The organism is Aureimonas sp. Leaf324, from assembly GCF_001423245.1.
In the GTDB taxonomy this organism is placed as follows: domain Bacteria; phylum Pseudomonadota; class Alphaproteobacteria; order Rhizobiales; family Rhizobiaceae; genus Aureimonas.
Genome location: NZ_LMOH01000029.1, coordinates 41,370 through 63,993, shown reverse-complemented (window position 1 = coordinate 63,993; position 22,624 = coordinate 41,370). Strand labels below are relative to the sequence as shown.

At 69.8% G+C, this 22,624-nt stretch carries 24 protein-coding genes; 9 read left to right on the top strand and 15 right to left on the bottom strand.

What is annotated here, in order from left to right; genetic code table 11:
• Nucleotide 1 precedes the first annotated feature (1 nt).
• Together ASF65_RS19545 and gloB are read right to left on the bottom strand one after the other, a co-directional pair.
• Nucleotides 2-448: a cupin domain-containing protein gene (locus ASF65_RS19545; RefSeq protein WP_055893176.1), complete on the bottom strand. Its 447-nt coding sequence runs from the start codon at nucleotides 446-448 to the stop codon at nucleotides 2-4.
• Nucleotides 445-1,215 (bottom strand): hydroxyacylglutathione hydrolase, encoded by a 771-nt coding sequence (gene gloB / locus ASF65_RS19540; protein ID WP_055893173.1) that lies wholly within the window; start codon nucleotides 1,213-1,215, stop codon nucleotides 445-447. The genes ASF65_RS19545 and gloB overlap by 4 nt, the downstream gene beginning before the upstream one ends.
• Before the next feature lie 74 nt (nucleotides 1,216-1,289).
• Between gloB and ASF65_RS19535 the strand changes: the two genes are divergently transcribed.
• Both ASF65_RS19535 and ASF65_RS19530 read left to right on the top strand, forming a co-directional pair.
• Nucleotides 1,290-2,054, top strand: coding sequence for a methyltransferase domain-containing protein (locus ASF65_RS19535; RefSeq protein ID WP_055893414.1), 765 nt, complete (start codon nucleotides 1,290-1,292; stop codon nucleotides 2,052-2,054).
• Between the two features lie 34 nt (nucleotides 2,055-2,088).
• A complete protein-coding gene (locus tag ASF65_RS19530; RefSeq protein WP_055893170.1) occupies nucleotides 2,089-3,072 on the top strand; it encodes an aldo/keto reductase in 984 nt (327 codons plus the stop codon).
• Between the two features lie 58 nt (nucleotides 3,073-3,130).
• On the opposite strand, the gene ASF65_RS19525 is transcribed toward ASF65_RS19530, so the two are convergent.
• From ASF65_RS19525 to ASF65_RS19515, 3 genes are all read right to left on the bottom strand, one after another.
• Nucleotides 3,131-3,835: a hypothetical protein gene (locus ASF65_RS19525; RefSeq protein WP_055893167.1), complete on the bottom strand. Its 705-nt coding sequence runs from the start codon at nucleotides 3,833-3,835 to the stop codon at nucleotides 3,131-3,133.
• Between the two features lie 157 nt (nucleotides 3,836-3,992).
• Nucleotides 3,993-4,652, bottom strand: a complete 660-nt coding sequence (gene metW, locus ASF65_RS19520; protein WP_082505864.1) for a methionine biosynthesis protein MetW — start codon at nucleotides 4,650-4,652, stop codon at nucleotides 3,993-3,995.
• Nucleotides 4,649-5,830, bottom strand: a complete 1,182-nt coding sequence (locus ASF65_RS19515; protein WP_055893160.1) for a homoserine O-acetyltransferase — start codon at nucleotides 5,828-5,830, stop codon at nucleotides 4,649-4,651. The genes metW and ASF65_RS19515 overlap by 4 nt, the downstream gene beginning before the upstream one ends.
• A 344-nt stretch (nucleotides 5,831-6,174) precedes the next feature.
• On the opposite strand from ASF65_RS19515, the gene hisC reads away from it, so the two are divergent.
• Together hisC and ASF65_RS19505 are read left to right on the top strand one after the other, a co-directional pair.
• On the top strand, nucleotides 6,175-7,278 hold the full coding sequence (gene hisC, locus ASF65_RS19510) for a histidinol-phosphate transaminase (RefSeq protein WP_055893158.1): 1,104 nt from the start codon (nucleotides 6,175-6,177) through the stop codon (nucleotides 7,276-7,278).
• The gene (locus ASF65_RS19505) at nucleotides 7,275-8,231 is read left to right on the top strand and encodes a prephenate/arogenate dehydrogenase family protein (RefSeq protein WP_055893155.1); all 957 of its coding nucleotides are present in this window, start codon (nucleotides 7,275-7,277) and stop codon (nucleotides 8,229-8,231) included. The genes hisC and ASF65_RS19505 overlap by 4 nt, the downstream gene beginning before the upstream one ends.
• Before the next feature lie 9 nt (nucleotides 8,232-8,240).
• Here ASF65_RS19505 and ASF65_RS19500 read toward each other — a convergent pair whose 3' ends face one another.
• Nucleotides 8,241-9,275, bottom strand: coding sequence for a DUF2125 domain-containing protein (locus ASF65_RS19500; protein ID WP_055893151.1), 1,035 nt, complete (start codon nucleotides 9,273-9,275; stop codon nucleotides 8,241-8,243).
• Nucleotides 9,276-9,344: 69 nt separating this feature from the next.
• Here ASF65_RS19500 and ASF65_RS19495 point away from each other — a divergent pair, with 69 nt between their 5' ends.
• Entirely contained in the window at nucleotides 9,345-9,857 is a 513-nt protein-coding gene (locus ASF65_RS19495) for a gamma-glutamylcyclotransferase (RefSeq protein ID WP_055893149.1), read from the top strand.
• Here ASF65_RS19495 and ASF65_RS19490 read toward each other — a convergent pair.
• From ASF65_RS19490 to ftsE, 4 genes are all read right to left on the bottom strand, one after another.
• Nucleotides 9,854-10,678: a lysophospholipid acyltransferase family protein gene (locus ASF65_RS19490; RefSeq protein WP_055893146.1), complete on the bottom strand. Its 825-nt coding sequence runs from the start codon at nucleotides 10,676-10,678 to the stop codon at nucleotides 9,854-9,856. The two genes, ASF65_RS19495 and ASF65_RS19490, sit on opposite strands and share 4 nt — an antisense overlap.
• Before the next feature lie 89 nt (nucleotides 10,679-10,767).
• Complete coding sequence (locus ASF65_RS19485) at nucleotides 10,768-11,442, bottom strand: YdcF family protein (RefSeq protein ID WP_244486850.1); 675 nt, start codon at nucleotides 11,440-11,442, stop codon at nucleotides 10,768-10,770.
• A 40-nt stretch (nucleotides 11,443-11,482) separates the two neighbouring features.
• Nucleotides 11,483-12,448 carry an ABC transporter permease gene (locus tag ASF65_RS19480; RefSeq protein ID WP_055893144.1) on the bottom strand — a complete coding sequence of 322 codons (966 nt, stop codon included), beginning with the start codon at nucleotides 12,446-12,448 and terminating at the stop codon, nucleotides 11,483-11,485.
• The gene (gene ftsE / locus ASF65_RS19475; protein ID WP_055893141.1) at nucleotides 12,441-13,100 is read right to left on the bottom strand and encodes a cell division ATP-binding protein FtsE; all 660 of its coding nucleotides are present in this window, start codon (nucleotides 13,098-13,100) and stop codon (nucleotides 12,441-12,443) included. Before ftsE ends, ASF65_RS19480 begins: the two co-directional genes overlap by 8 nt.
• A 183-nt stretch (nucleotides 13,101-13,283) precedes the next feature.
• Between ftsE and ASF65_RS19470 the strand changes: the two genes are divergently transcribed.
• The 4 genes from ASF65_RS19470 (at nucleotide 13,284) to ASF65_RS19455 (ending at nucleotide 15,947) form a co-directional block, all read left to right on the top strand.
• On the top strand, nucleotides 13,284-13,616 hold the full coding sequence (locus ASF65_RS19470) for a hypothetical protein (protein WP_055893138.1): 333 nt from the start codon (nucleotides 13,284-13,286) through the stop codon (nucleotides 13,614-13,616).
• Nucleotides 13,613-14,149, top strand: a complete 537-nt coding sequence (hpt, locus tag ASF65_RS19465) for a hypoxanthine phosphoribosyltransferase (RefSeq protein ID WP_055893136.1) — start codon at nucleotides 13,613-13,615, stop codon at nucleotides 14,147-14,149. The genes ASF65_RS19470 and hpt overlap by 4 nt, the downstream gene beginning before the upstream one ends.
• 100 nt (nucleotides 14,150-14,249) lie before the next feature.
• A complete protein-coding gene (locus ASF65_RS19460) occupies nucleotides 14,250-15,395 on the top strand; it encodes a L,D-transpeptidase family protein (protein WP_244486848.1) in 1,146 nt (381 codons plus the stop codon).
• Between the two features lie 141 nt (nucleotides 15,396-15,536).
• Nucleotides 15,537-15,947, top strand: a complete 411-nt coding sequence (locus ASF65_RS19455; protein ID WP_055893134.1) for a response regulator — start codon at nucleotides 15,537-15,539, stop codon at nucleotides 15,945-15,947.
• Between the two features lie 4 nt (nucleotides 15,948-15,951).
• Here ASF65_RS19455 and tam read toward each other — a convergent pair whose 3' ends face one another.
• The 5 genes from tam to argH form a co-directional block, all read right to left on the bottom strand.
• Nucleotides 15,952-16,740, bottom strand: coding sequence for a trans-aconitate 2-methyltransferase (gene tam / locus ASF65_RS19450; protein ID WP_055893131.1), 789 nt, complete (start codon nucleotides 16,738-16,740; stop codon nucleotides 15,952-15,954).
• Nucleotides 16,741-16,816: 76 nt separating this feature from the next.
• Nucleotides 16,817-19,423, bottom strand: a complete 2,607-nt coding sequence (locus ASF65_RS19445; protein ID WP_055893130.1) for a TIGR02302 family protein — start codon at nucleotides 19,421-19,423, stop codon at nucleotides 16,817-16,819.
• A gap of 182 nt (nucleotides 19,424-19,605) precedes the next feature.
• Complete coding sequence (lysA, locus tag ASF65_RS19440; RefSeq protein WP_055893126.1) at nucleotides 19,606-20,871, bottom strand: diaminopimelate decarboxylase; 1,266 nt, start codon at nucleotides 20,869-20,871, stop codon at nucleotides 19,606-19,608.
• Nucleotides 20,872-20,889: 18 nt separating this feature from the next.
• Nucleotides 20,890-21,147 carry a hypothetical protein gene (locus tag ASF65_RS19435; protein WP_156369397.1) on the bottom strand — a complete coding sequence of 86 codons (258 nt, stop codon included), beginning with the start codon at nucleotides 21,145-21,147 and terminating at the stop codon, nucleotides 20,890-20,892.
• Nucleotides 21,148-21,225: 78 nt separating this feature from the next.
• Nucleotides 21,226-22,602 carry an argininosuccinate lyase gene (gene argH / locus ASF65_RS19430; RefSeq protein ID WP_055893122.1) on the bottom strand — a complete coding sequence of 459 codons (1,377 nt, stop codon included), beginning with the start codon at nucleotides 22,600-22,602 and terminating at the stop codon, nucleotides 21,226-21,228.
• Nucleotides 22,603-22,624 lie beyond the last annotated feature (22 nt).

Here is a 22,624-nt window from a genome sequence, read left to right as displayed (position 1 = left end):
GCTATCGCGAGCGCGGCGAGCGCGGCGTCGGCCGCCAGTCGGGCGGCGCCATCTCGAAGCTCTCGAACCGGAAACCCGGCGCGACGGTGCAGGTGACGAGCGTCCATTCCCCGAGGCTCGTCGCCGTCTGCCACCAGCCCGCCGGGACGGTGAACTGGGGCGCCTCGCCGGTGAGGATGCCGGGCCCCAGCCGCTGGGCCGAGGCGTCGTGCCCGTTGGGCGACACGGTGATGACGAGCGGCGCGCCAGCATGCCAAGCCCAGGTCTCGGCCGCATCCGTCACGCGGTGCCACTCCGACGTCTCGCCGAGATCCAAGAGGAAATAGATCGCGGTCGAGCGCGCGCGCCCCGTCTCGTCCGTGGCGGTGTCGCGGAACGTCTCGCGATACCAGCCGCCCTCGGGATGGGGTTCGAGCTTCAGCGCCGCAATGACGTCGCGCGCCCTCAATATCCGTTCCTCTTCTGGCGAAGCGCCGCGAACACGGCGACGGGGTCCTCGCCCGCCATGCCGAAGGCGGCCTGAAGCTCCGGGTCGTCCGCCCTGAGGAACGGGTTGGTGCGCTTCTCGCGCCCCAGCGCGACGGGCAGCGTCGCCTCGCCCCGCACGCGCAGCGCCTCGACCTCCTTCACCCGCTCCTGCAGGAGAAGGTTGCCGGGATCGACGTCGACCGCAAAGCGCGCGTTGGTCGCGGTGTATTCGTGCCCGCAATAGAGCAGCGTCTCGTCCGGCAGCGCGCGCAGGCGCTGGAGACTTGTCCACATCGTCGCCGCATCGCCCTCGAACAGCCGGCCGCAGCCGAGCGAGAAGAGGGCATCGGCGGCAAACAGCGCGTTGGCGCGCGGGACGAAGTAGGCGACGTGCCCCGCGGTGTGGCCGGGCGTGTCGATCACCTCGACGCCGAGCGACCCGATCTCGAACCGGTCGCCGCCGCGCACACCTCGGTCGATGCCGGGAATGCGGTCCCGCTCGGCCTCGGGGCCGATGACCTCGGCCCCGAACCGCGCCTTCAGCGCCGCGTTCGCCGCGACATGGTCGCCGTGGTGATGGGTGGTCAGGATATGGGTCAGGCGCCAGCCCTCGCGCTCCAGGGCTTCGAGGATCGGCCCCTCCTCCGGCGCGTCGATCGCGATCGTGTTTCCCGCCTGCGGATCGTGCAGGAGAAGACCGAAATTGGTCTCGCGGCAGGGAAACTGCCGAATCGGATACGCTGACATCGCAAACCTCGCGCCTTGGCCTTGCCCGCGCTAGGTAGGGCGCGAGCCCTGCACCGGGAGAGCGGATGACGACCGTGAACGCCGACATCGTGGACCTGCGCGATTTCTACGCCTCGCGGCTCGGCGATGCCTGCGTGCGCTCGCTCGCCATGGCGCTCGGCACCGTGTGGAAGCCGATCCGCGACGAGCGCCTCGTCGGGCTCGGCTACGTCACCCCCTATCTCGACCGGCTGACCGGCGAGTCGGAGCGCACGCTCGCCTTCATGCCGGCCGCGCAAGGCGCGGTGAACTGGCCCCTCGACCGTCCGTCGCTCGCCGCCCTCGTCCACCCCGCCGAACTGCCGCTCGGCGACGCGGCCGTCGACCGCATCCTCATGGTGCACGCGCTGGAGTTCGCCGAGGACCCGGCGGAGATGCTGGGCGAGGCCTGGCGGGTCCTCGCGCCCGGCGGGCGCCTCGTCATGGTGCTGCCGAGCCGCGGCGGAATGTGGTCGCGCTTCGAGCACACGCCCTTCGGCTCCGGCCGCCCCTGGTCGCGCGCGCAGGCGACCCGCCTCCTGCGCGACACGCAGTTCACGCCCGCCGGCTTCTCGGAGGCGCTGTTCTTTCCGCCATTCCGCCGCGAACGCCTCCTCAACCTCGCCGGCCCCTGGGATCGCGCCGGGCGCCGCTTCTGGCCGATCTTCGCGGGCGCGATCGTCATCGAGGCGGTGAAGCTCGTCTATCGCGGCATTCCCGTCACCAGCCGCGAGCGCAGCCGCATCCGCGCAATGCGCCCGGTCCTCGTGCCGCAGGGTCGTCCGGCGCTGCACCTCGAAAAGCCGCCCGAGGCACCCTAGCTCCGGGCCTCGGCCATCGATCAGGAGTGCATCCATGGAACAGCGCAGGCTCGGCCCCCATCTCGAAGTGTCCGCCCTCGGCCTCGGCTGCATGGGCATGTCGGAATTCTACGGCGCGGGCGACGACGGCGAATCGCTGTCCGTGATCCACCGTGCGCTCGACCTCGGCATCACCTTCCTCGACACGGCCGACATGTACGGCGTCGGGCGCAACGAGGAGCTCGTCGGGCGCGCGCTGAAGGGTCGGCGCGACCGTGTGGTGCTCGCCACCAAGTTCGGCAACGTGCGCGGAGCGAACGGCGAGCGCCTCGGCATCAACGGCCGACCGGACTACCTGCGCCGCGCCTGCGACGCCAGCCTGAAGCGCCTCGGGGTCGAGCATATCGACCTCTACTACCAGCACCGGGTCGACCCGAACGTTCCGATCGAGGACACGGTCGGCGAGATGGGCCGCCTCGTGGAGGAAGGGAAGGTGCGCTTTCTCGGCCTGTCGGAGGCCGGCCCCGAGACGATCCGGCGCGCGCACGCGACGCATCCGATCGCCGCCCTCCAGACCGAGTACTCGCTCTGGAGCCGCGACCCGGAGGCCGAGATCCTGCCCACTTTGCGCGAGCTCGGCATCGGCTTCGTGCCCTATTCGCCGCTCGGCCGCGGCTTCCTCACCGGCCGCTTCCAGACGCCCGAGGATCTGCCGGACGATGATTTCCGGAAAGGGAGCCCGCGCTTCTCGCCGGATAATTTCGCCAAGAACCTGAAGCTCGTCGACACGGTGAAGGCGATCGCCAAGCGGAAGAACGCCGCCCCCTCGCAGTTGGCGCTCGCCTGGGTGCTCGCGCAAGGCGACGACATCGTGCCGATCCCCGGCACCAAGCGAATGCGCTATCTCGAGGAGAACGCGGAGGCTGTCCATGTCGAGCTGACCGCCGACGATCTCGCCGAGATCGACGAGGCCTTCCCGGCGGGAGCGGCCGCCGGCGAGCGCTACCCGGAAGCGGGCATGAAGGCGGTGGGGCTTTGAACTGGGTTCAGGACCACCGACTTTCGAAGAGCGCCGGATCGAGACCGATCGGGCGTTCCTACAAAGCGATCGTGGTCAACGGCTTCTCGATACAGCGCTCGAAGTGCTGACCCATGGACCCGAAGGCACCCTCAATGTGGATGAAGCGGGCCCCACCGTCGGGAGTGACGTAGGCGACCATCGCGTCGAACTCCTCGACTTCCGAGAGGCTGCCGAGGCGATCTCGAAGTCGAGCGAGCCGATTCATATCCTGCGGATCGATCCTCGCGCCCAATCTCTGCATCGTCCGGCTTGGATAGGTGTATCCCCCGAAGAGACAAGCGGTTCGCCAGTTTCCTCCGTGGATTGTCGAGAGGTCGAGGCCATCGGCATCCGTTGCGCCCTGACGGGCCCTTTGGACGGCCTGTCCGAGTTGTTCTGCAATCCGGGCGTAGTCGGGGTTGGCGCGGTCGAAATAGGTGTGGTCGCTACTGATGACGCCGAGAAGGCCGAATAGAAACAGTCCGACGCACGGCACGGCCGAAACGACGCGCTTCGCACCGCGCAGACCGAATACGACCCAGCCAAACAGAATGGCACCGATGAGGGCGAACGAGATGCCGCTGACCTGCATCGCCTCTTGAAGATCCTGTTCCGTCCCGCCGCCGGTCGCCAGCGCGAACACGGCGACGCCGGTCAGAAAGAATAGCGCTGGAACGGTCGCAAGACCCACGACGATGCGAAACATGTGAATCAAAAATGCCGAGATCTCATCAAAACTCATGACGTCGGGATATCCGCCTGGCAGAGACGACAATTTTCGGAACCGGATACCGTCGCACTTTCGAACTTTCGGTCTCCAGTCTTCCGACGGGGCGGAACGGCGCCCGACAGACACGCATTCGAAACCATCCAGTTCCACACGCAAAAATGACACGGGGTCAGCGTTTCAGGACGAACACCGCCTGCTGTCCGAAAAGGTTCCAGAACCACCAGGGCATGCTCAGCCCCAGACGTTTGCCGGTCGAATCCAGCGCGATCGCGCTTTCCACCTCGGCGCCGACCTCGCGCGTCAGTTCGATGAAGTCGCGGATGGTGCAGAAGTGGATGTTGGGCGTGTCGTACCAGGAATAGGACAGGCTCTTCGTCACCGGCATCCGCCCCTTGAAGAAGAGCGACGAGCGCACCGACCAGTGGCCGAAGTTCGGGAACGACACCACGGCGCGCCGGCCGATCCGCAGGAGTTCGGCGAGCACGAGCTTGGGGTTGTCGGTCGCCTGGATCGTCTGCGACAGGATCGCATAGTCGAAGGCGGCATCGGGATAGTGGACGAGGTCGCGGTCGGCGTCGCCCTGGATCACCGACAGGCCGCGTCGCACGCAGGCGTTGACGCCCGGCTGCGACAGCTCGATGCCGCGCGCGTCGACCCCGCGCCGCGCCTGCAACAGTTCCATCAGCGAGCCGTCGCCGCAGCCGATATCCAGAACCCGGCTTCCCGGCTCGACGAGTTCGGCGATCGTGCGCAGGTCGACGCGCGCGCCGGCGTCCTCGAACGCGACGCCCGGCGTCGTCGGCACGGGCCGGCTCTCCACCGCACTCATCGCAATCCCCTCGCCTTGGCGGCCGCCGACACGAAGCCCTGCACGGCGCCGGTGAACTCCGGCTCGTCGAGCAGGAACGCGTCGTGGCCCTTGTCTGTCTCGATCTCGACGAAGGAGACCGAGGCGGCGTTGGCGTTCAGCGCATGGACGACCGCCCGGCTCTCGCTGGTCGGGAACAGCCAGTCCGACGAAAAGGACACGAGGCAGAAGCGCGTCTTCGCGTTTCTGAAGGCGTCGGCAAGCCGCCCGCCGTGCTCGGCCGCGATGTCGAAATAGTCCATGGCACGCGTCAGGTAGAGATAGGCGTTGGCGTCGAAGCGGTCGACGAAGGTCATGCCCTGGTGGCGGAGATAACTTTCGATCTGGAAGTCGGCCTCGAAGCCGAAGCCGAGCTTCTCGCGGTCCTGCAGGTTGCGGCCGAACTTGCGGTGGAGCGCGGCCTCCGACAGGTAGGTGACGTGCGCGGCCATGCGCGCGACGGCCAGCCCCTTGTGCGGCCGCGTGCCGGCCTGGAGATAGTGCCCGCCGCGCCAGTCGGGGTCGGCCATGACCGCCTGCCGCCCGACCTCATGGAAGGCGATGTTCTGCGAGGAGTGGCGCGCGCCCGTGGCGATCGGCAGCGCCGCGAAGACGCGGGCCGGATAGGCCACCGTCCACTGCAGCACCTGCATGCCGCCCATCGAGCCGCCGATCACGGCAAAGAGCTGGTCGATGCCGAGGCGATCCATCAGCATGGCCTGCGCCCGAACCATGTCGCCGATCGTCAGCACCGGCAGGTCGAGCGCGTAAGGAAGCCCCGTCGACAGGTCGACCGAGGCCGGCCCCGTCGAGCCCATGCAGGAGCCGATGACGTTGGAGCAGACGACGAAGAAGCGGTCGGTGTCGATCGGCTTTCCCGGCCCGATCAGGCTCGTCCACCAGCCGGGCTTGCCCGTCACCGGGTTGGGGCTCGCCGCGTACTGGTCGCCCGTCAGCGCGTGGCAGACGTAGATCGCGTTGGATTTGTCGGCGTTGAGCTCGCCATAGGTCTCGTAGGCGATGTGGAAGGGCGAAAGGGTGCGGCCGGCGTCGAGGCGCAGCGGCTCGTCCTCGCCGAAGAAGGCGACCTTCGAGGACGGCTGGCGTGCCTCGCGCGCGCTCAGGGTTTCCTCGTTGGCGGGATCGGCGATGATCGACATGGCTCGTGCTATCGCCGACCGTCCCGCAGCGCAACGGATTGTTGCGCCGAGGGCGCCCCGGACCATGGATCGGGATCGTGCGAACGGTTCCGGAACGGCCGGAAGGATCCGGACGCGACCGATCGCGGGCCTATCGGCCAGGGCGTCGACGCACTCCGGCGGTCAGATCCCGTCCGCCCGAAAAGGTTGGATGAGCGAGGTCATCGGGTGCGACGGCCGGGCTGAACCTTGCCGACCCGACACCCCCTCTCCCAGGTCTGCGGCACCCTCCCGTCTCGACAGGGCGGGCCGTCGGGAGTATGCGCGGGCGCATGTCTCCCACAGGCCGACCGTCAGGACCCGCCATGACCAGCCTTCCCGCGCGCCCCCAGCCCAAGCCCGGCGTCCTCGACATCGAGGCCTATGTGCCGGGCAAGAGCAAGGCTCCGACGGGCGTCAAGCTGCACAAGCTTTCGTCCAACGAAACGCCGTTCGGCGCCTCGCCCGACGTGCAGGCGGCGCTGCGCGACGTGGCGGCCCATCTCGAACTCTATCCCGACGGGCAGGCCGGCGCCTTGAAGGCGGCGATCGCCGAGGTGCATGGGCTGGCCCCCTCGCGCATCCTGTGCGGCAACGGATCGGACGAGCTTCTCGGGCTTCTCGCGCAGGCGTTCCTGTCGCCGGGCGACGAGGCGATCCACACCGAGCACGGGTTCCTCGTCTACGACATCTACATTCGCGCCGCCGGGGCGACGCCGGTGGTCGCGCGCGAGTGGGACGAGCGCGCCGAGGTCGACGCGATCCTCGCCTGCGTCACGACACGCACGAAGATCGTGTTCCTCGCCAACCCGAACAACCCGACCGGCACCTATCTGCCGGAGACGGAGATCCGCCGGCTGCATGCCGCGCTGCCGGGTCACGTCCTCCTCGTTCTCGACGCGGCCTATGCCGAATACGTCCGGCGCGAGGACTACGAGGCGGGCGAAAAGCTCGTCGCCGCGTTCGACAATGTCGTGATGACGCGCACCTTCTCGAAGATCCACGGCCTCGCGGCGCTGCGCATCGGCTGGATGCTCGCCCCCGAAGCCATCGTCGACGCGCTCGACCGCATCCGCGGGCCGTTCAACCTCAACGCCATGGCGATCGCCGCGGGCGCCGCCGCGATCCGCGATCGCGACCATGTCGAGAAGACCGTCGCGCACAACGACGCGTGGCTCGAGCGCTTGGCGCGCGAGCTGCCGGAGCTCGGCCTCCGGGTCACGCCCTCGGTCGGCAACTTCGTGCTGGTCCACTTCCCCGACGAGGCCGGCCGCACCGCGGCCGATGCCGACGCCTTCCTGACCGAGCGCGGCTTCATCCTGCGGCGCGTGGCAGGCTATGGCTTCCCCAACGCGTTGCGCCTCACCGTCGGCTCGAGCGAAGCCAACGAGGGCGTCGTCGCGGCGCTGAAGGACTTCCTCGCGCAATGACCGAACCGCTCTTCGACAAGATCGCGCTGATCGGCATCGGCCTCATCGGCTCGTCGATCGCGATCAACATCCGCGACCGGGGCCTTGCGCGCCACGTCTCGATCGCCACGCGCCGCGAGGCGACGCTGCGCCGCGCCGAGGATCTCAGGCTCGGCACGAGCTACCATCTCGATCCGGCGGACGCCGTGCGGGATGCCGACCTCGTGATCCTTTGCCTGCCGGTCGGCTCGTGCGGCGCGGCGGCGGCGGCGATCGCTCCGGCCCTCAAGCCGGGCGCGATCGTCTCGGATGTCGGCTCGGTGAAGAAGGCGGTGGTGGACCAGATGCAGCCGCATCTGCCGGCCCACGTCCATTTCGTACCAGGCCATCCGATCGCGGGCACCGAGCAGTCCGGCCCGGACGCCGGCTTCCTCGAGCTTTTCGAGAATCGCTGGACGATCCTCACCCCCCTGCCCGAGACCGACGAGGGGGCGACGGAGCGATTGCGCGCCCTGTGGCTGGCGACCGGCGCCATGGTCGAGACGATGACGCCCGAGCACCACGACCTCGTGCTCGCGATCGTCTCCCACGTGCCGCACCTCATCGCCTACAACATCGTCGGCACGGCCGCCGACCTCGAGACCGTCACGCAGTCCGAGGTCATCAAGTTCTCGGCGTCGGGCTTTCGCGACTTCACCCGCATCGCGGCGTCCGACCCGACGATGTGGCGCGACATCTTCCTCACCAACCGCGAGGCGGTGCTGGAGATGCTCGCCCGCTTCTCGGAAGACCTCGCTTCGCTCCAGCGCGCGATCCGCTGGGGCGACGGCGATGCGCTGTTCGACCTCTTCACCCGCACGCGCGCCATCCGCCGATCCATCGTGCAGGCCGGCCAGGATACGGAAGAAGCGAACTTCGGGCGCCTCAAGCCGCGCAAGGACCCGTGGAACGAGGCCGGCGCGCCCGGCGAATAAGGACTTCGATCAGATGCGCGGCAGGCGGCCGAGGGGAATGAACCCGAGGCGCGCCTCGCCGTCGCGCACCGCAACGTCGAGCACCGTCTGGCCGTTCTCCTGACGCCCGACGAGACCGATGCCGCCCGCGATCGTGGACGCGATGCCGGCCGTGCCGGGCACGAGCACCGAGACGAGCTGCGCGATCGCCTGCGGGTTCTGCAGCCCCAGGCGGAAGTCGCCCGAAATCTCGCCGGTCTGCGACACGCGGAACGGGCCGGAGACGTCGACCGTCGCCCCGACCGACGAGGTGAGGCGAAGCGTGCGGATGAGGCCGGCTTGCCCACGCAGCGCCGGGCCGATCCGGCCGCCCGGCACCCCGTCTCGCAGCCAGTCCGCCGCCCCGTCGACGGTGAGGTCGGCCGCGAGATCGAAGGCGGGAATGTCGCCGATCGGCGGGATGGTGGCGACGACGCCCGTATCCGACAGGGCGAAGTCGAGCCCCGCCCCGTTCTGGCGGGCATGTGTCTCGAGCCGCGCCGAGCGGGCGAGCGGCGTCAGCGCCCCCGCCTCGCCGACGGCAGACAGGACGGGCTGGTCGACCGCGATCGAGACCCGCTCCATCCCCTCGCTCCAGAGGCTCGTCGAGCCCTGCGCGAGCGACCAGTTCATCTCCATCGTCGGAAGGTCTGGAACCGTGGCGCGCAAGGGGCCGGCGAGTTCGGCGACGATGTGCGAGGGCTGGTAGACCTGCGCCGCGGTGCGCAGCGAGCCGGCCGACAGGCGGATGCCGTTCTCCGGCGCGTCGACGCCGACGCTGTCGCAGGAGAGGCCGATGCGGAAGGGGTAGCCGAAGACGCCGCGGTTGTCGCAGGTGATCGTGGTGCCGCCGCCCGCCGCGGCATCGAGCGCCGAGGCGACGTGGCGGTCGAGTTCGCCCGCCAGCCAGTACCAGGCACCGGTGAGGGCGGCCGCCAGCACGACGACGAGGATCGCGACGCCCGCGAAGACCCTGCCCGCGCCGGAGCGACGGCCCGTTTCCCCATCCGCCCTTGACCTTGCCATCCCGGCATCCTTTCTGCACGGCCGAACCGGCGCCTTCATGAAGCGCCGGGAACGGGAATGGCAAGAGCGATGGACGATTTGTGGGTGTTCGGATACGGCTCGCTGATCTGGCGGCCGGGCTTCGAGTACGAGGAGCGCGCCAAGGCGCGCCTCGCGGGCTTCCACCGCTCGCTCTGCATCTACTCCCACGTCCATCGCGGCACGCCCGAGCGGCCGGGGCTGGTGTTCGGCCTCGACCGCGGCGGCTCCTGCGTCGGCATGGCGTTCCGTGTCGCGGCGAGCCGCGCCGAGGCGACGATCGCGTATCTTCGCGAGCGCGAACTCGTGACCAGCGTCTATCTCGAGACGACCCTGCCGGTGCGCCTTCTCGACGGACGGCCGGTGCGCGCGCTCGCCTATGTCGTGGACCGCGGCCACTCGCAATATGCGGGCCGGCTGTCGGTGGAAACGGCGGCAGCGCTCGTCGGCCGCTCGCACGGCCAGTCCGGCGCCAACCGCGACTATGTGTTGTCCGCGCTCGCCGAGATCCGCGCGCTCGGCCTCAGCGATCGCTGGCTCGAAGGCGTCGCCGCGCGGCTCTAGAGCCCCTGCGTGCCGGCCGGCGCGCGCTCCTCGACCACCGGATGGGGATCGGGATCGGCGAGGAGCCGCGTCACCAGATCGCTCTTCGGCAGGTCCGGCCGCTCGGCATAGGCGCGCTTGACGAGGTCGAGCGAGCGGGCCTCGATCCGGTCGCGCAACTCCCCGATGAACGGCTCGCGCTCCAGCCCCGGCGGGATCGGTTCCAGGAACTCGGCCCGGATCGTCCCCGGCTCGCGGCGCACCGCCTGCCGCGGCCAGAACAGGCCGGAATTCAGCGCGACCGGCACGACGGGGAGCCCGAGCTCTGCGTAGAGGTAGTGGATGCCGGGGCGATAGTTCGGCGCGGTGCCGGGCGCCGAGCGGGTCCCCTCCGGATAGATCACGATCTGCCGCCCCTCCGCCACCGCCTTGCGCGCGCCGGCCAAGAGCGAGGGCAGGACGGCCGCGCGGCGGGAGCGGTCCACCGGGATCATCCCGAGATTTTGCGCATACCAGCCGAAGACCGGAATGCCCATCAGCTCCTTCTTGAGGATGAAGGTCGGCCGCTCGACCGCCAGAAGCAGCGCGATCACGTCCCAGAAGGACTGGTGCTTGGCGGCGACGATGCACGGGCCGTGCGGCACGAGGTCCGCCTTCTCGACCACGGAATGCGTTCCCGCCACATGGCGCAGCAGCCACAGGCTGTTGCGGGCCCAGCCTTTCACCGTCCGCCAGCGGGCTTCTTCCGAGCGCAGGAAGAACACCGGCAGGTTGATGAGGAGTTGTCCGATCAGGTGCGTGTAGAACAGGACCTGGAACAGGACGGAGCGCAGGGTGATCATCGGGCGAACGGCTCGGCAAGTGCGGCGACCCATCGGCGGGCGCCCTCTCTTAAGGGGTGCGGTGGCGCGAGGGAAGCCGGGGGCCGCGCCTAGTCCGACCGCTCGGCCACGCGATGATGCGTGCTGCCGCCCAAGGTCGAGAGATCGACGCCCGTCGCCAGCCGCGCCTTCACCACCAGCACCTTGGCGTATTCGGTGACGAGAAGGCGCAGGCCGAGCCGCGTCGGCCAGCCATCCCGCCGCCAGAGCTTCTCCGGCGACACGGGATAGGGCACGATCGCCGGCGGGTCCGACACGCCGCTCATTTCGAGGAGCGAGCGGGGAATATGGTAGTCGCTGGTGACGAGCAGCAGCCGCGCGAAGCCGTGCTCCTTGGCCCAGCGGGCCGTCGCCTCCGCATTGCCGATCGTGTCCATCGCCTCGTAGTCGAGATCGACGCAGCAGTCGATCAGCGCCATCTCGGTGCCGGTGGCGCGCGCGATGGCGCCGGCGCTCGTGTCACGGTTCACGCCGCTGATCAGGAGCCGCCTCCCCTCGCCCTCGCGCAGGAGCCCGATCGCCTTGCGCAGGCGCTGCTCGCCGCCCGTCAGCACCACGATTCCATCGGCATGGGCGGCGGTCGGCGGCGCGGAGAGGGCCGCGACGTCGCTCGCGAACCGCGCGAAGCCGCCGACGAGATAGGCGCCGCTCGCCAGGACCGCGAACAGCACGAGCCATGCGATGCGGCGCGGCCAGCGGCTGCGCCGTTCCTCCAGTGCCCTCACCGCACCGCCTCGCGTTCAGAGCGGTCGCTCGTATTCATTCTCATCCGTCCACCGGCGACAGCATGTCGATCGCGGCCAATTGGCTGGTGACCGTGATGCGGGAGGTGAGTGCGGTCAAGACGCCGATCAAGACCACCAGCGCCGCAGTGCCGCCATAGCCCCACCAGGAGATGGCGAACGAGCCGAACAGCGCGCTGATCTGGTCGGCCTCCGGCGTCGCCTGGTTGGCGCGCGTCCACTGGCCGATCGCCAGGAACACGAGGAAGGCGCAGGCGCCCCCGGTCACCGCGCCGATCAGGCCGAGTTTCAGGAAGTGGCGCTGGAACTCGCCCGCGATGAAGCCACTGCGCGCGCCGACGAAATGCAGGACCTCGATGATATGGCGGTTGCCCGTCATCGCGCCGCGCGTCGCGAAGACGACGGTGAGAACGGTCGCGATCATCACGAGGCCGAGGATCGCGATCCCGATCAGCACCGTCGCATGGGCCATGGAGACGAGGCGTGAGACCCAGGCGCGGTGGTCGTCGAGGCTCGCCTGGGGGACCACCGCGCGCACCGCTTCGCGCAGGCGCTGGAAGTCGGGCGGCGAGCGCTCGTCGATGCCGACGATCACGAGGCGCGGCACCGGCAGTTCGTCGAGGTCGAGGCCCTCGCCGAGCCAGGGCTCCAGAAGCCGGCCGGTCGCCGCGTCGTCGAGCGCGCTCGCCGACACGACGCCGGGAACGGCCAGCACCGTCTCACGGACTTTTGCCAGCGCCGCGGCCATGTCGAGACCTTCGTCCGGCCGGATCTGCACCGTCACCTCGCGCGCGATCTCGCTCTGCCAATCGGCCGCCGTGTCGGCGACGAGCGTGACGGCGCCGAGCGTCAGGCTGGCGAGGAAGGTCATGATGGCGATCACGGTGAGGAGCGCGCGGCCCGCGACGTTGCCGGGCGGCACGATCGGGGTCGGCCGCGCCTCGGCGCGCGCGCGCCACCACGCGAGAAGGGCGCGCGGATCAGTCATAGATCTGCAGCCTCCCCTCGGCGAGGATCAGGCGGCGCGCCTCGACCTGATCCATCAGGCCGAGGTCGTGGGTGGCGATGACGACCGCGGTGCCGGTGCGGTTGAGCTCCATGAACAGACGCAGAAGGCGGCGGGCGAGCGGCGGGTCGACATTGCCGGTCGGCTCGTCGGCGAGGAGAATGTCGGGCCGGTCGATGAGGGCGCGCGCGATCGCCGCGCGCTGCTTCTCGCCGCCCGACAGCACGACGGGCGAAGCGTCCATGCGCTCGCCGAGCCCCACCCACTTGATGAGGTCCTCGACGTCGCGCCGGTAGCTCGCTTCCTCGCGCCCGCGCACGCGAAGGGGAAGCGCGACGTTCTCGTAGGTCGTGAGATGGTCGAGCAGGCGGAAATCCTGGAACACGACGCCGATGCGGCGGCGGATCGCCGGCAGGTCGGTGCGCTTGAGGGTCGAGGCGTCCTTGCCGAGCACGGTGATCATGCCGCGCGTCGGTTTGAGCGCCAGGAACAGCATGCGCAGGAGGCTGGTCTTGCCGGCGCCCGACGGGCCGGTCAGGAACTGGAAGGACTTCGACCGGATCTCGAAGGTCAGGTCGCGCAGGACTTCCGGTCCCATGTCGTAACGCAGGCCCACGTTCTCGAACCGTATCAAGCCGCCCCGGCCTCCCTGTCTCATCGGCGCCGCGCGGCGCCGAACCCCGTCCCTGATCCATCATTCCGGCCGCATTCGGGCCGCGTTCTCGATCCCACAAGCTTCCGTTAACCATAGGAGCTTACCGAATCCTGACCTGTCGCGCCGATCTCGCGCGCGATCCCCATTCGGAAGGAGGGCGGCATGGAGCCGATCCACCGCGAAACCCGCCGCAACCGGCATCAGGACGACTGGCGCAACGCCCGCGGCCTCGTGATCGAGGGCCACGTCGTATCGGGCGGCGCAACGGGCGGCCGCTCGTCCTTCGCATCGCCGTCGATGCCCCGCTGGGGCGCGGCGCTGGAGGCGGCAGCCCGGTTCGCGCCCGCAACGCCGGGCCTGACCCGTTTCGCGCTGCCGGCCGGCGTCGCGCTGGCGGCGCTCGCCGTCTTCGCGCTCCTGCCGGGCGAACCCGTGCGCCACGGGACAGCTGAGACGGGCGTGCGCGTCGCCGCCGCCCCGCAGGTGGTCCGATGATCCGGGTTCGCGGGCGCGAACTCGAGGTCCTCTTCGGCGAGGAGGCGATCGCGCGCGAGATCGACCGGATGGCGGCCGAGATCGCAGCCAAGGAGCCGGAGAATCTTCTGGTCGTCGCGGTGCTGAAGGGCTCGTTCGTCTTTGCCGCCGACCTCATCCGCGCGCTGCATCGACACGGCGTCGCGCCCGAGATGGAGTTCATTTCGCTCTCCTCCTACGGCGCGGGCACCGTCGGGGGCGATGTCAGGATCGTGCGCGACGTCGAGGGCGCGATCGAGGGCCGCAAGGTGCTGATCGTCGACGACATCCTGGAATCGGGCCGCACGCTCCTTTTTGCGCGCGACCTGATGCTGAAGCGCGGCGCCACGGCTTGCGAGATCGCCGTTCTCCTCGACAAGAAGATGAAGCGCGCGGCCGCGATCGAGGCGGAGCATGTCGGCTTCGACTGCCCCGACGTCTTCGTGGTCGGATACGGCATGGACGTCGGCCACGCCTTCCGCGAACTTCCCTTTGTCGGCCGGGTCGTGGACTGAACACGAACCGGGGACATTTAAGGCTCTGCGCGCTTTCGCGCGTGGAGCCGCAGCGTCGCTGACGCGTTGTCGCCTCCAATCGGATCAGGAGACGACGCCAATGCCCAAGCCGTCATGGATCACCCTCGCCCTGGTCCTGGCGATGGGCAAGAGCGCGCTCGCAGCGCCCCCGATGCCCGACCTCTCGGAAAGCGCGATCAACGGGGCGAGCTTCGAGGACTGGACGGCACGGCAGCAGGCCGCCGACGCCGCGGCCGAAAACCCGGCCGACCAGCCGGCCGACGGCGACGACGACGCCCCGGTCGAGGACGGCGACGAACCCGCCCCGCCGACGGGCTCCGAGACGGCAACCCCGACCGCCGAGCCGCCGACGGAGGCGCAAGCCGAGCCCGAGGACGCGCCGGACCCGTTCATGATCCGCGTCCAGGTGCTTCTCGACCGCGCCCATGCGTCGCCGGGCGTCATCGACGGCCGCTCGGGCGGCAACACCGAAAAGGCGATCCGCGCCTACGAGGAGGCGCACGACATGAGCGTCGACGGCGTGGTGGACGAAGCGCTCTGGAAGGCGCTCTCAGTGGACGGCGGCGCAGCGGTGAAGACCTACCAGCTGACACGCGAGGACATCGACCAGCGCTACATCTCCGAGATTCCGTCGGACTACGGCGCGATGGCCAAGCTCGACTGCCTCTGCTACCGCGGCCCCGCGGAAATGCTCGCCGAGCGGTTCCATATGGACGAGAAGCTGCTTCTCGCCCTCAACCCCGGCGCCGACTTCAAGTCCACCGATACGAAGCTCCTCGTCGCCGACCCCGGCCCGCCGCCGGAAGGCAAGGTCGATCACATCATCGTCGACAAGTCGAAGGGCGAACTCTTCGCCTTCGACGCCGACAACCGCGTCCTGATGTCCGCCCCCGCCACGATCGGCTCCGACGACACGCCCTCACCGAGCGGCACGATGAAGGTCAACGGCAGCGCGCCGAACCCGACCTACGAGTACGATCCGGACAAGAACTTCCAGCAGGGCAAGAACAAGAAGAAGCTCACCATCCCGGCCGGCCCGAACGGTCCCGTCGGCGCGATGTGGATCGACCTGTCGAAGCCGACCTACGGCATCCACGGCGCACCCGAGCCCTCGCAGATCGGCAAGACCGGCAGCCACGGCTGCGTCCGCCTGACCAACTGGGATGCGGAAGCGCTCGCCAAGCTCGTCCAGCCGGCCAAGACGACGGTCGAGTTCAAGGGCTGAGGGCGCGCGGAGCGCCTTCACCAACGGTTAGCCCTGTTCGGTAAGGGTTCGGACAAGGATCGCCCCGCATACTCCGTGCCACGGACCGGGTCTTGCCCTGTCCGGCCGGTGCTTTCCGGCGCATGCGAGGAAGAGGACACCATGGCCCGAATCTTGATCGCCGAGGACGACACCGGCATCCGGCTTCTGGTGGCGCGTGCCCTGCGCCTCGAAGGCCACGAGGTGCTGGTCGCCGAGGACGGCGAGATGGCGGTGGACATTCTGGCCGAGGAGAACGGCGCGTTCGATCTCCTCCTGTCCGACATCCGCATGCCGGGCATGACCGGCATCGAGCTCGCCCACGCGGCGCATGCGACCTTTCCCGATCTGCCGATCCTCCTGATGACCGGCTATGCCGAGCAGAAGGAAGCGGCCGACGATCTGTCGGCCTTCATCCTCGGTGTCGTCGAGAAGCCCTTCACGATCGCCGAGATCCGCCAGCGGGTGGCGCAGGCGCTGCGCGGCTCGGCCGCCACCACTCAGACGGCCGAACCGCTCCGCCGCTATGCCTGACGCGTCACGCCTTCCGCGCCACGACGAAGAGGCGCGGAAAGGCAAGGAGCCGCCGCCCGTCGGCGCGCGGCGGGTAACGCCGGTCCATTTCCTGCGTGTAGCGCCGCGAGAACGCCGCCCTCATTGCCGCGTCCAGCGGGTCGAGAAACGGCTTCAGCCCCGTCGACGTGAACCAGTCGGTGATCGCCTGCGGCGATTCCATCGGGTGGTTGTAGACCGTCGTCCAGACGTCGACCTCCGACGCCTCCGACGCCAGCCAGTCGTAGTAGGCCTCGCGCGGGGCGATGGTCTCGCGCGCCTCGTCCATCGCGCCGAGAACCGCCGAGAACGGCACGTCCGCCGCGATGTCGCGCATGGCCACCTGCGAGGAGTCGCCGAGATTGTCGGGGATCTGCGCGGCGAGGAGGCCGCCGGAGCGCACATGCGAGAACAGCGCCGGTAAGAGCCGCGCGTGGCCCGTCACCCATTGCAGGGCGGCATTGGAGAACAGGAGATCGAAGGAGGCGCCCGGCGCGAAGGCGCCGATGTCGGCCCGCTCGAAGCGCACGCCCGGCAGGCGTCGGCGCGCCGCCTCCAGCATCGCCTCCGACATGTCGTAGCCGATGATCTCGGCCTCCGGAAAGCGCTCGACGAGGAGTGCGGTAGAGTTTCCGGGGCCGCAGCCGAGGTCGGCGATCCGCAGGCCCGCACCGCGCCTGTCCCCGCCGATCCGGCACCGGGCGAGAAGATCGCGCGCCGGCCGAGTGCGTTCGTCCTCGAAGCGGGCGTAAAGACCCGGGTTCCAGTCGGCCATGGCGGGTGATCCTTCGGGCGCGTCAATGCCCGCTTTTACGCCCGCCTCGGCCCTCCGCCAACCCGTCCTCCGCCCGTTAGGGGGTCTGGAGCAGACGCTCCAGGTATTGCCGCTCCTGCTCGGGCGACAGCTGACGGCCGAGGCGATCGCGGATCTGGTCGAGGATGCGGCGCGCACGCTGGATATCGATCTCGTCGGGCACGCCGACGTCCTGCCCGAAGTCCGGTCCCTGCGTCTGGCGCTCGCGACCGAGCGGATCGCGGCCCGAGCGCTGCTGGCCGGGCGCCTGCCCGAACTGGCCGGGGCCACCCGGCTGCATGCCCTGCCCCGGCTGCTGACCCTCGCCCTGCCCCTGCATCGCCTGCATCTGGTTCATCGCATCCTGCGCCCCGCGGCGGAGCGCGTTCATCGCCTCGCCCTGCTGGCCGACGGCCTCGCCGTCGTCGCCCTGCCCGATCGCGCCCTCGGCGCGTCCCATCGATTCGCCGGCCTGGCCGAGATCGTCGCTCGGCTGCAAGCCTTCGCGGCGCATCGCCTCCTGCAGGGCCTGGAGGTCCTTCTGAAGCTGACCCTGCTCGGCCTGCAGGCGTTCCTGCATGGCGCGCAGCTCTTCCGCCGTCATCGGCGCCTGCTGCCCTTGCTGGCCCTGCTGAGGCTGCTGGCCCTGCTCGCCCGGATCGCTGCCGCGCTCGTTCTCCATCTGGCGGCGCATCTGCTGGCGGCCGAGTTCGAACGTCTCGTCCATCAGCTTCTGCTGGCGCTGCAGCATCTCGCCGAGCTGGTTCATCTGCTGCTGCATCGGGCTCTGCTGGCCGGCCTGCTGCTGGCCCTGGTTCGGGCGCATGGCCTGGAGGCTGTCCATCATCTCGCGCAGCTCCGACAGGAGCTGCTGCGCGGCGTCCTTCGACCCGGAACGGGCGAGGTCCTCGATCTTGTCGAGCATCCGGTCGAGGTCCTGCGGGCGGATCTCCTGCGCTTCGCCCATCTGCGACAGGCTCTGCGGCGGCATGTTGCGCATCGCCTCGGCCATGGCCTGCATGTATTCCTGCATGGCCTGACGCAGCTCCTGCATGAGCTTGGCAATCTCCTCGTCGCTTGCGCCGTTCTCGAGCGCCTGGCTGAGCTGCTCCTGCAGGTCGCGGAGACGCCGCTCGGAAGCGCCGAGATCGCCGTCCTCGATGCCGACGGCGATCTGCCAGAGGAAATCGACCGCCGAGACCAGCGTCTCGTCGTCCGGCGCGTGGGCGATGCGCTCGCGCACCGCGCGCAGCGCCAGATAGTGCGAGGGGTTCGGAATGAACTCGTCGCCGCGCAGCGTGATCGCGTCGAGCATCGAGACGACGCGCGGCACGGCGTTGGCGTCGAGCGCGAGGATTCGACGCTGCTCGACGACGGCACGCGCCATCGGGTCGGTGAAGCGGCGCTCGGGCAGCGTCACCTCCAGCGGCGGCGTCTCGCCGACCTGTCCGGCATCGTCGCGCACGGTCAGCGTCAGCGCCGCGCGCGTGCCGGCATAGGGGCTGTCGGCGAGCGCGAGGCTGGTGCGCCCTTCCGCCTCGCCCGCGCGCCGGCGCGGCAGGGAGAGGGCCGGCTCGGGCGGCGCGATCAGCGGCCGGGCGCCCGGCGCCACGGGCTCGCGCGTGGCGAGCTTCGCCTCGCCCGACGCGACGCCGTAGTCGTCGCTCACCGCGAAGGCGAGATCGAGCGAGCCGTTGCGCCCCGGCTTCGGCTCACCGCGGAAGGCGACGGTCGGCGCATGGTCCGGGGTGACCGAAAAGGTCCAGGCGCCGAGTTCGCGGAACGTCGTCGCAATGCGCGCGGTGCCGCTGGCCTGGAGGGGAAGCTCGTACTCGCCGGCCACGGGCGCGTCGGCGTCCTCGAGCGCCGCGGCGTCGGCCGGCGCCTGTCCTTCGGGCACGACGGGCGCGATCGGCGCCCCTTCGCCGCCCTCCGGCCGGAACGTGACGTCGGTGCCGCGCCGGTCGGAGACGCGCAGCGACAGGACGGTGCCTTGCGGCACCGCGATCGGGCCGGTCGGGGCGGCGTCGGCGCTGAGAAGGATCGGCGCGCGGCCGGTGTAGCCCGGCGGCGTCGCCCAGGCATCGACCCGCACGCCCGCGACAAGCGCGGTCTCGAACGGCGCCACGGCATTGGCGATGCGCCCGCCGCGCGGTCCGAAGGAGAAGGCGAAACCGGTGACGACGAGGAGCGCCAGGACGGCGCGCAGGCCGTAGGGGTCGATCGCATAGGTGCGCGTGCGCGGACCCGAGGCGCGCAGCCCCCGAAGCCGCTCGGCCATGCGGCGCTGGTGTTCGCGCCAGAGCGCGGCGGCGAAATCGTCGCCCGCCGGCACCCGGTCCTCCTGCGCCTGGAGCGGCTGATGCTGGAGCGCGCTGTCGGCTTCGACGCGGCGTGCGACTTCAACCTTGGTGGGCAGGCGCACGTGCCGCGCGCCCCAGAGGATGGCGAGACCGCCGAGAGCGAGGACGACGAGAAGCGCGACGCGCGGCCAATCCGGCACGGCGGCAAGAATGCCGAACCATGCGAGGACGAGGAAGATGCCGATGAGCGCCACGAGACGCACCACGACCGGCCAGATCCGCTCGACCAGAAGCGCGGCAAAGGCCGCACCGCGCACGGAGGCGGTGCGCGCCATGTCGAAGCCGGAGGTTTCAGGACCCATGAAGCCGCTTTCGAAACGGGCGGGCCGTGCCGCCGCCGGCTCCGGGCTCCGCGCCTCAATGCCGAGGGCGCCGCCGGTGCACGATGGCGCGGGGCGTCCCTCAAGTCATTCAACAGACTAACAGCTTTTGAGGCGAAGGCGAGGCGCCGACGCGGGCGTGATGCCGCGCCGGCAGCCGGCAGTCAGAGCCAGGGCGGCAGGCGGTCGAGCGCGATCAGGGCCTCGACCTCCATGCGCGGGCGCACCACGGCATAGGCGTCGTCCTTCACCAGCACCTCGGGCACCAGCGCCCGCGTGTTGTAGGTGCCGGACTGCACGGCCCCATAGGCGCCGGCCGAGGCGACGGCGAGAAGATCGCCGGCGTTCGCGGCCGGCAGCGAGCGGTCCTTGGCGAGGAAGTCGCCGCTCTCGCAGACCGGGCCGACGACATCCGCGGTCACGAAATCGGCATCGCCCGTCGGCTCCACCACCGGCCGGATCTCGTGCCAGGCCTCGTAGAGCGTCGGGCGGATCAGGTCGTTCATGGCGGCGTCGACGATCAGGAAGGTGCGACCCGGCTCCTCCTTGCGGTAGATCACCGAGGTGACGAGAATACCGGCATTGGCGGCGATCAGCCGGCCCGGCTCGAAGATCACCTTGGCGCCGAGATCGCGCACATGCCGTTTGACGATCTCGGCATAGGCCGGGGGCCCAGGCGGCAGCTCGTTGGACTGGCGGTAGGGCACGCCGAGCCCGCCGCCGAGATCGATATGGGTGATGTCGTGGCCCCGCCCGCGCAGGCGGCGCACGAGTTCGGCGAGCTTGGCGAAGGCAAGGTCGAAGGGCTCGAGCTCGACGATCTGCGAGCCGATATGCATGTCGATGCCGGAAACCGCGATGCCGGGGAGCGTCGCCGCGAGGTCGTAGATCGCCTCGGCGCGCTCGAAGGCGATGCCGAACTTGTCGGACTTCTTGCCGGTCGAGATCTTCGCATGCGTGCGGGCGTCGACGTCCGGGTTGATGCGGAACGAGACATGGGCGGTGCGCCCCGTGGCGAAAGCGCGCGCCGAGATCGCGTGGAGCTCGGGCTCGGACTCGACGTTGAAGCAGAAGATGCCGGCGTCGAGGCCGGCGTCGATCTCGGCCGCCGTCTTGCCGACGCCGGAGAACATGATCGTCTCCGCCGGAATGCCGGCGGCAAGCGCGCGCGCGAGTTCGCCGCCCGACACGACGTCGGCGCCGGCACCCAGCGCCGCCAGCGTCTTCAGCACCGCCTGGTTGGAGTTCGCCTTCATCGCGTAGCAGACGGTGGCGTCGATGTCGGCGAAGGCGTCGGCGAAAACGCGGTAGTGCCGCGTCAGCGTCGCGGTGGAATAGCAGTAGAACGGCGTGCCGACGTCGGCCGCGATCGCCCTGAGGTCGACGCCCTCGGCATAGAGGATGCCGTCCCGGTATTCGAAATGGTTCATGGCGTCGCCTTGGGCGGTCTAGTTCAGAAGGCCGTCGAGGACGAAACGCTTCTTGTCGGCATCGGGATTGGTGGTGACTTCGGTCGGCAGCACCGACCGGTCGCTGGCGAGCGGGGCGACCTTGGGCAGGCGCGCGGTGCCCGCCGCGTCCGGCACCACGGCGCGCGACACCTGCCCGTCGGCACGCGTTGCCACCGGGAAGGTCTTGCGCCCGCAACCGGCAAGCGCCAAGGCGGCGCAAAGGCCGAGACAGATCGCGTAAGCTGGCTTGGTCATGCTGTCCGGAACCCCGTCGCCCATGCTCCGGGCGCGCGGCCCGGCTTCCCCGTGCTTAGCGCGTCGGCGCGCCAATCTCTAGCCTTCGGCGGCGAGCCGCTCGCGCCAGGCCTTGGCCTGTGCGCGTACGCCGTCCGGCGCCGTGCCGCCGAAGCTCGTCCGGCTGGCGACCGAGGCATCCACCGAGAGGACCGAATAGATCTCCTCGCCGATCCGCGCCTCGATCGACCGGAGGTCGGCGAGCGGCAGATCCTCCAGCGCGACGCGCCGCTCCTCGGCGAGCGCCACGACGCGGCCGGTCACGTGGTGGGCCTCGCGGAACGGCAGTCCGAGTTCGCGCACCAGCCAGTCGGCGAGATCCGTCGCGGTGGAGAAGCCGGCGCCCGCGGCCGCGCGCATCTTGGCCGCGTTCACCTGGAGATCGCTCACCATGCCGGTCATCGCCGCGAGCGCGAGGGCCAGGCTGTCGACGGCGTCGAAGACCTGCTCCTTGTCCTCCTGCATGTCCTTGGAATAGCTGAGCGGCAGCCCCTTCATGATGGTCAGGAGCGCTACCAGCGAGCCGACGATCCGGCCCGTCTTGGCGCGCACGAGTTCGGCCGCGTCCGGGTTCTTCTTCTGCGGCATGATGGACGAGCCGGTCGAGAAGGCGTCCGACAGGCGCACGAAGTCGAATTGCGGCGTCGACCAGATGACGATCTCTTCCGCCAAGCGCGACAGGTGGGTCGCGCAGATCGCCGAGGCCGACAGGAATTCCAGCGCGTAGTCGCGGTCGGAGACGGAATCCAGCGAGTTGCGCGTCGGCTCGCGGAAGCCGAGCGCCTCTGCCGTGAGATGGCGGTCGATCGGAAAGCCGGTGCCGGCCAGCGCGGCGGCGCCGAGCGGCGATTCGTCCATGCGCCGCATCGCGTCCTGCACGCGGCCGCGGTCGCGGCCGGCCATCTCGACATAAGCAAGGCAATGGTGGCCGAAGGTGACGGGCTGGGCGGCCTGAAGATGGGTGAAGCCCGGCATCACGCTCGCCGCATGCTCCTCCGCACGCGCGAGAAGCGCTTCCTGCAAGCCGCGCAACGCCCGGTCGAGGTCCTTCGCCGCGCCCTTCACGAACAGGCGGAAGTCGACGGCCACCTGATCGTTGCGCGAGCGCGCGGTGTGGAGGCGACCGGCGGCCGGGCCGATGAGTTCGGCGAGCCGCGCCTCCACGTTCATGTGGATGTCCTCGCGCGCCTTCGAGAAGGCGAAGCGCCCCTCGTCGATCTCGGTACGGATCATCTCCAGACCGCGCCTGATTTCCGCCGCGTCTTCGGCCGAGATGATGCCTTGGTTCCCGAGCATTTCGGCATGGGCGATCGACCCGGCGATGTCTTCCCGGTAAAGGCGCTTGTCGAAGTCGATCGAGGCGTTGATCGCTTCCATGATCGCGCTGGGACCGGAGGCGAAGCGTCCGCCCCACATCTCGTTGCTCGTCGTCTTGTCC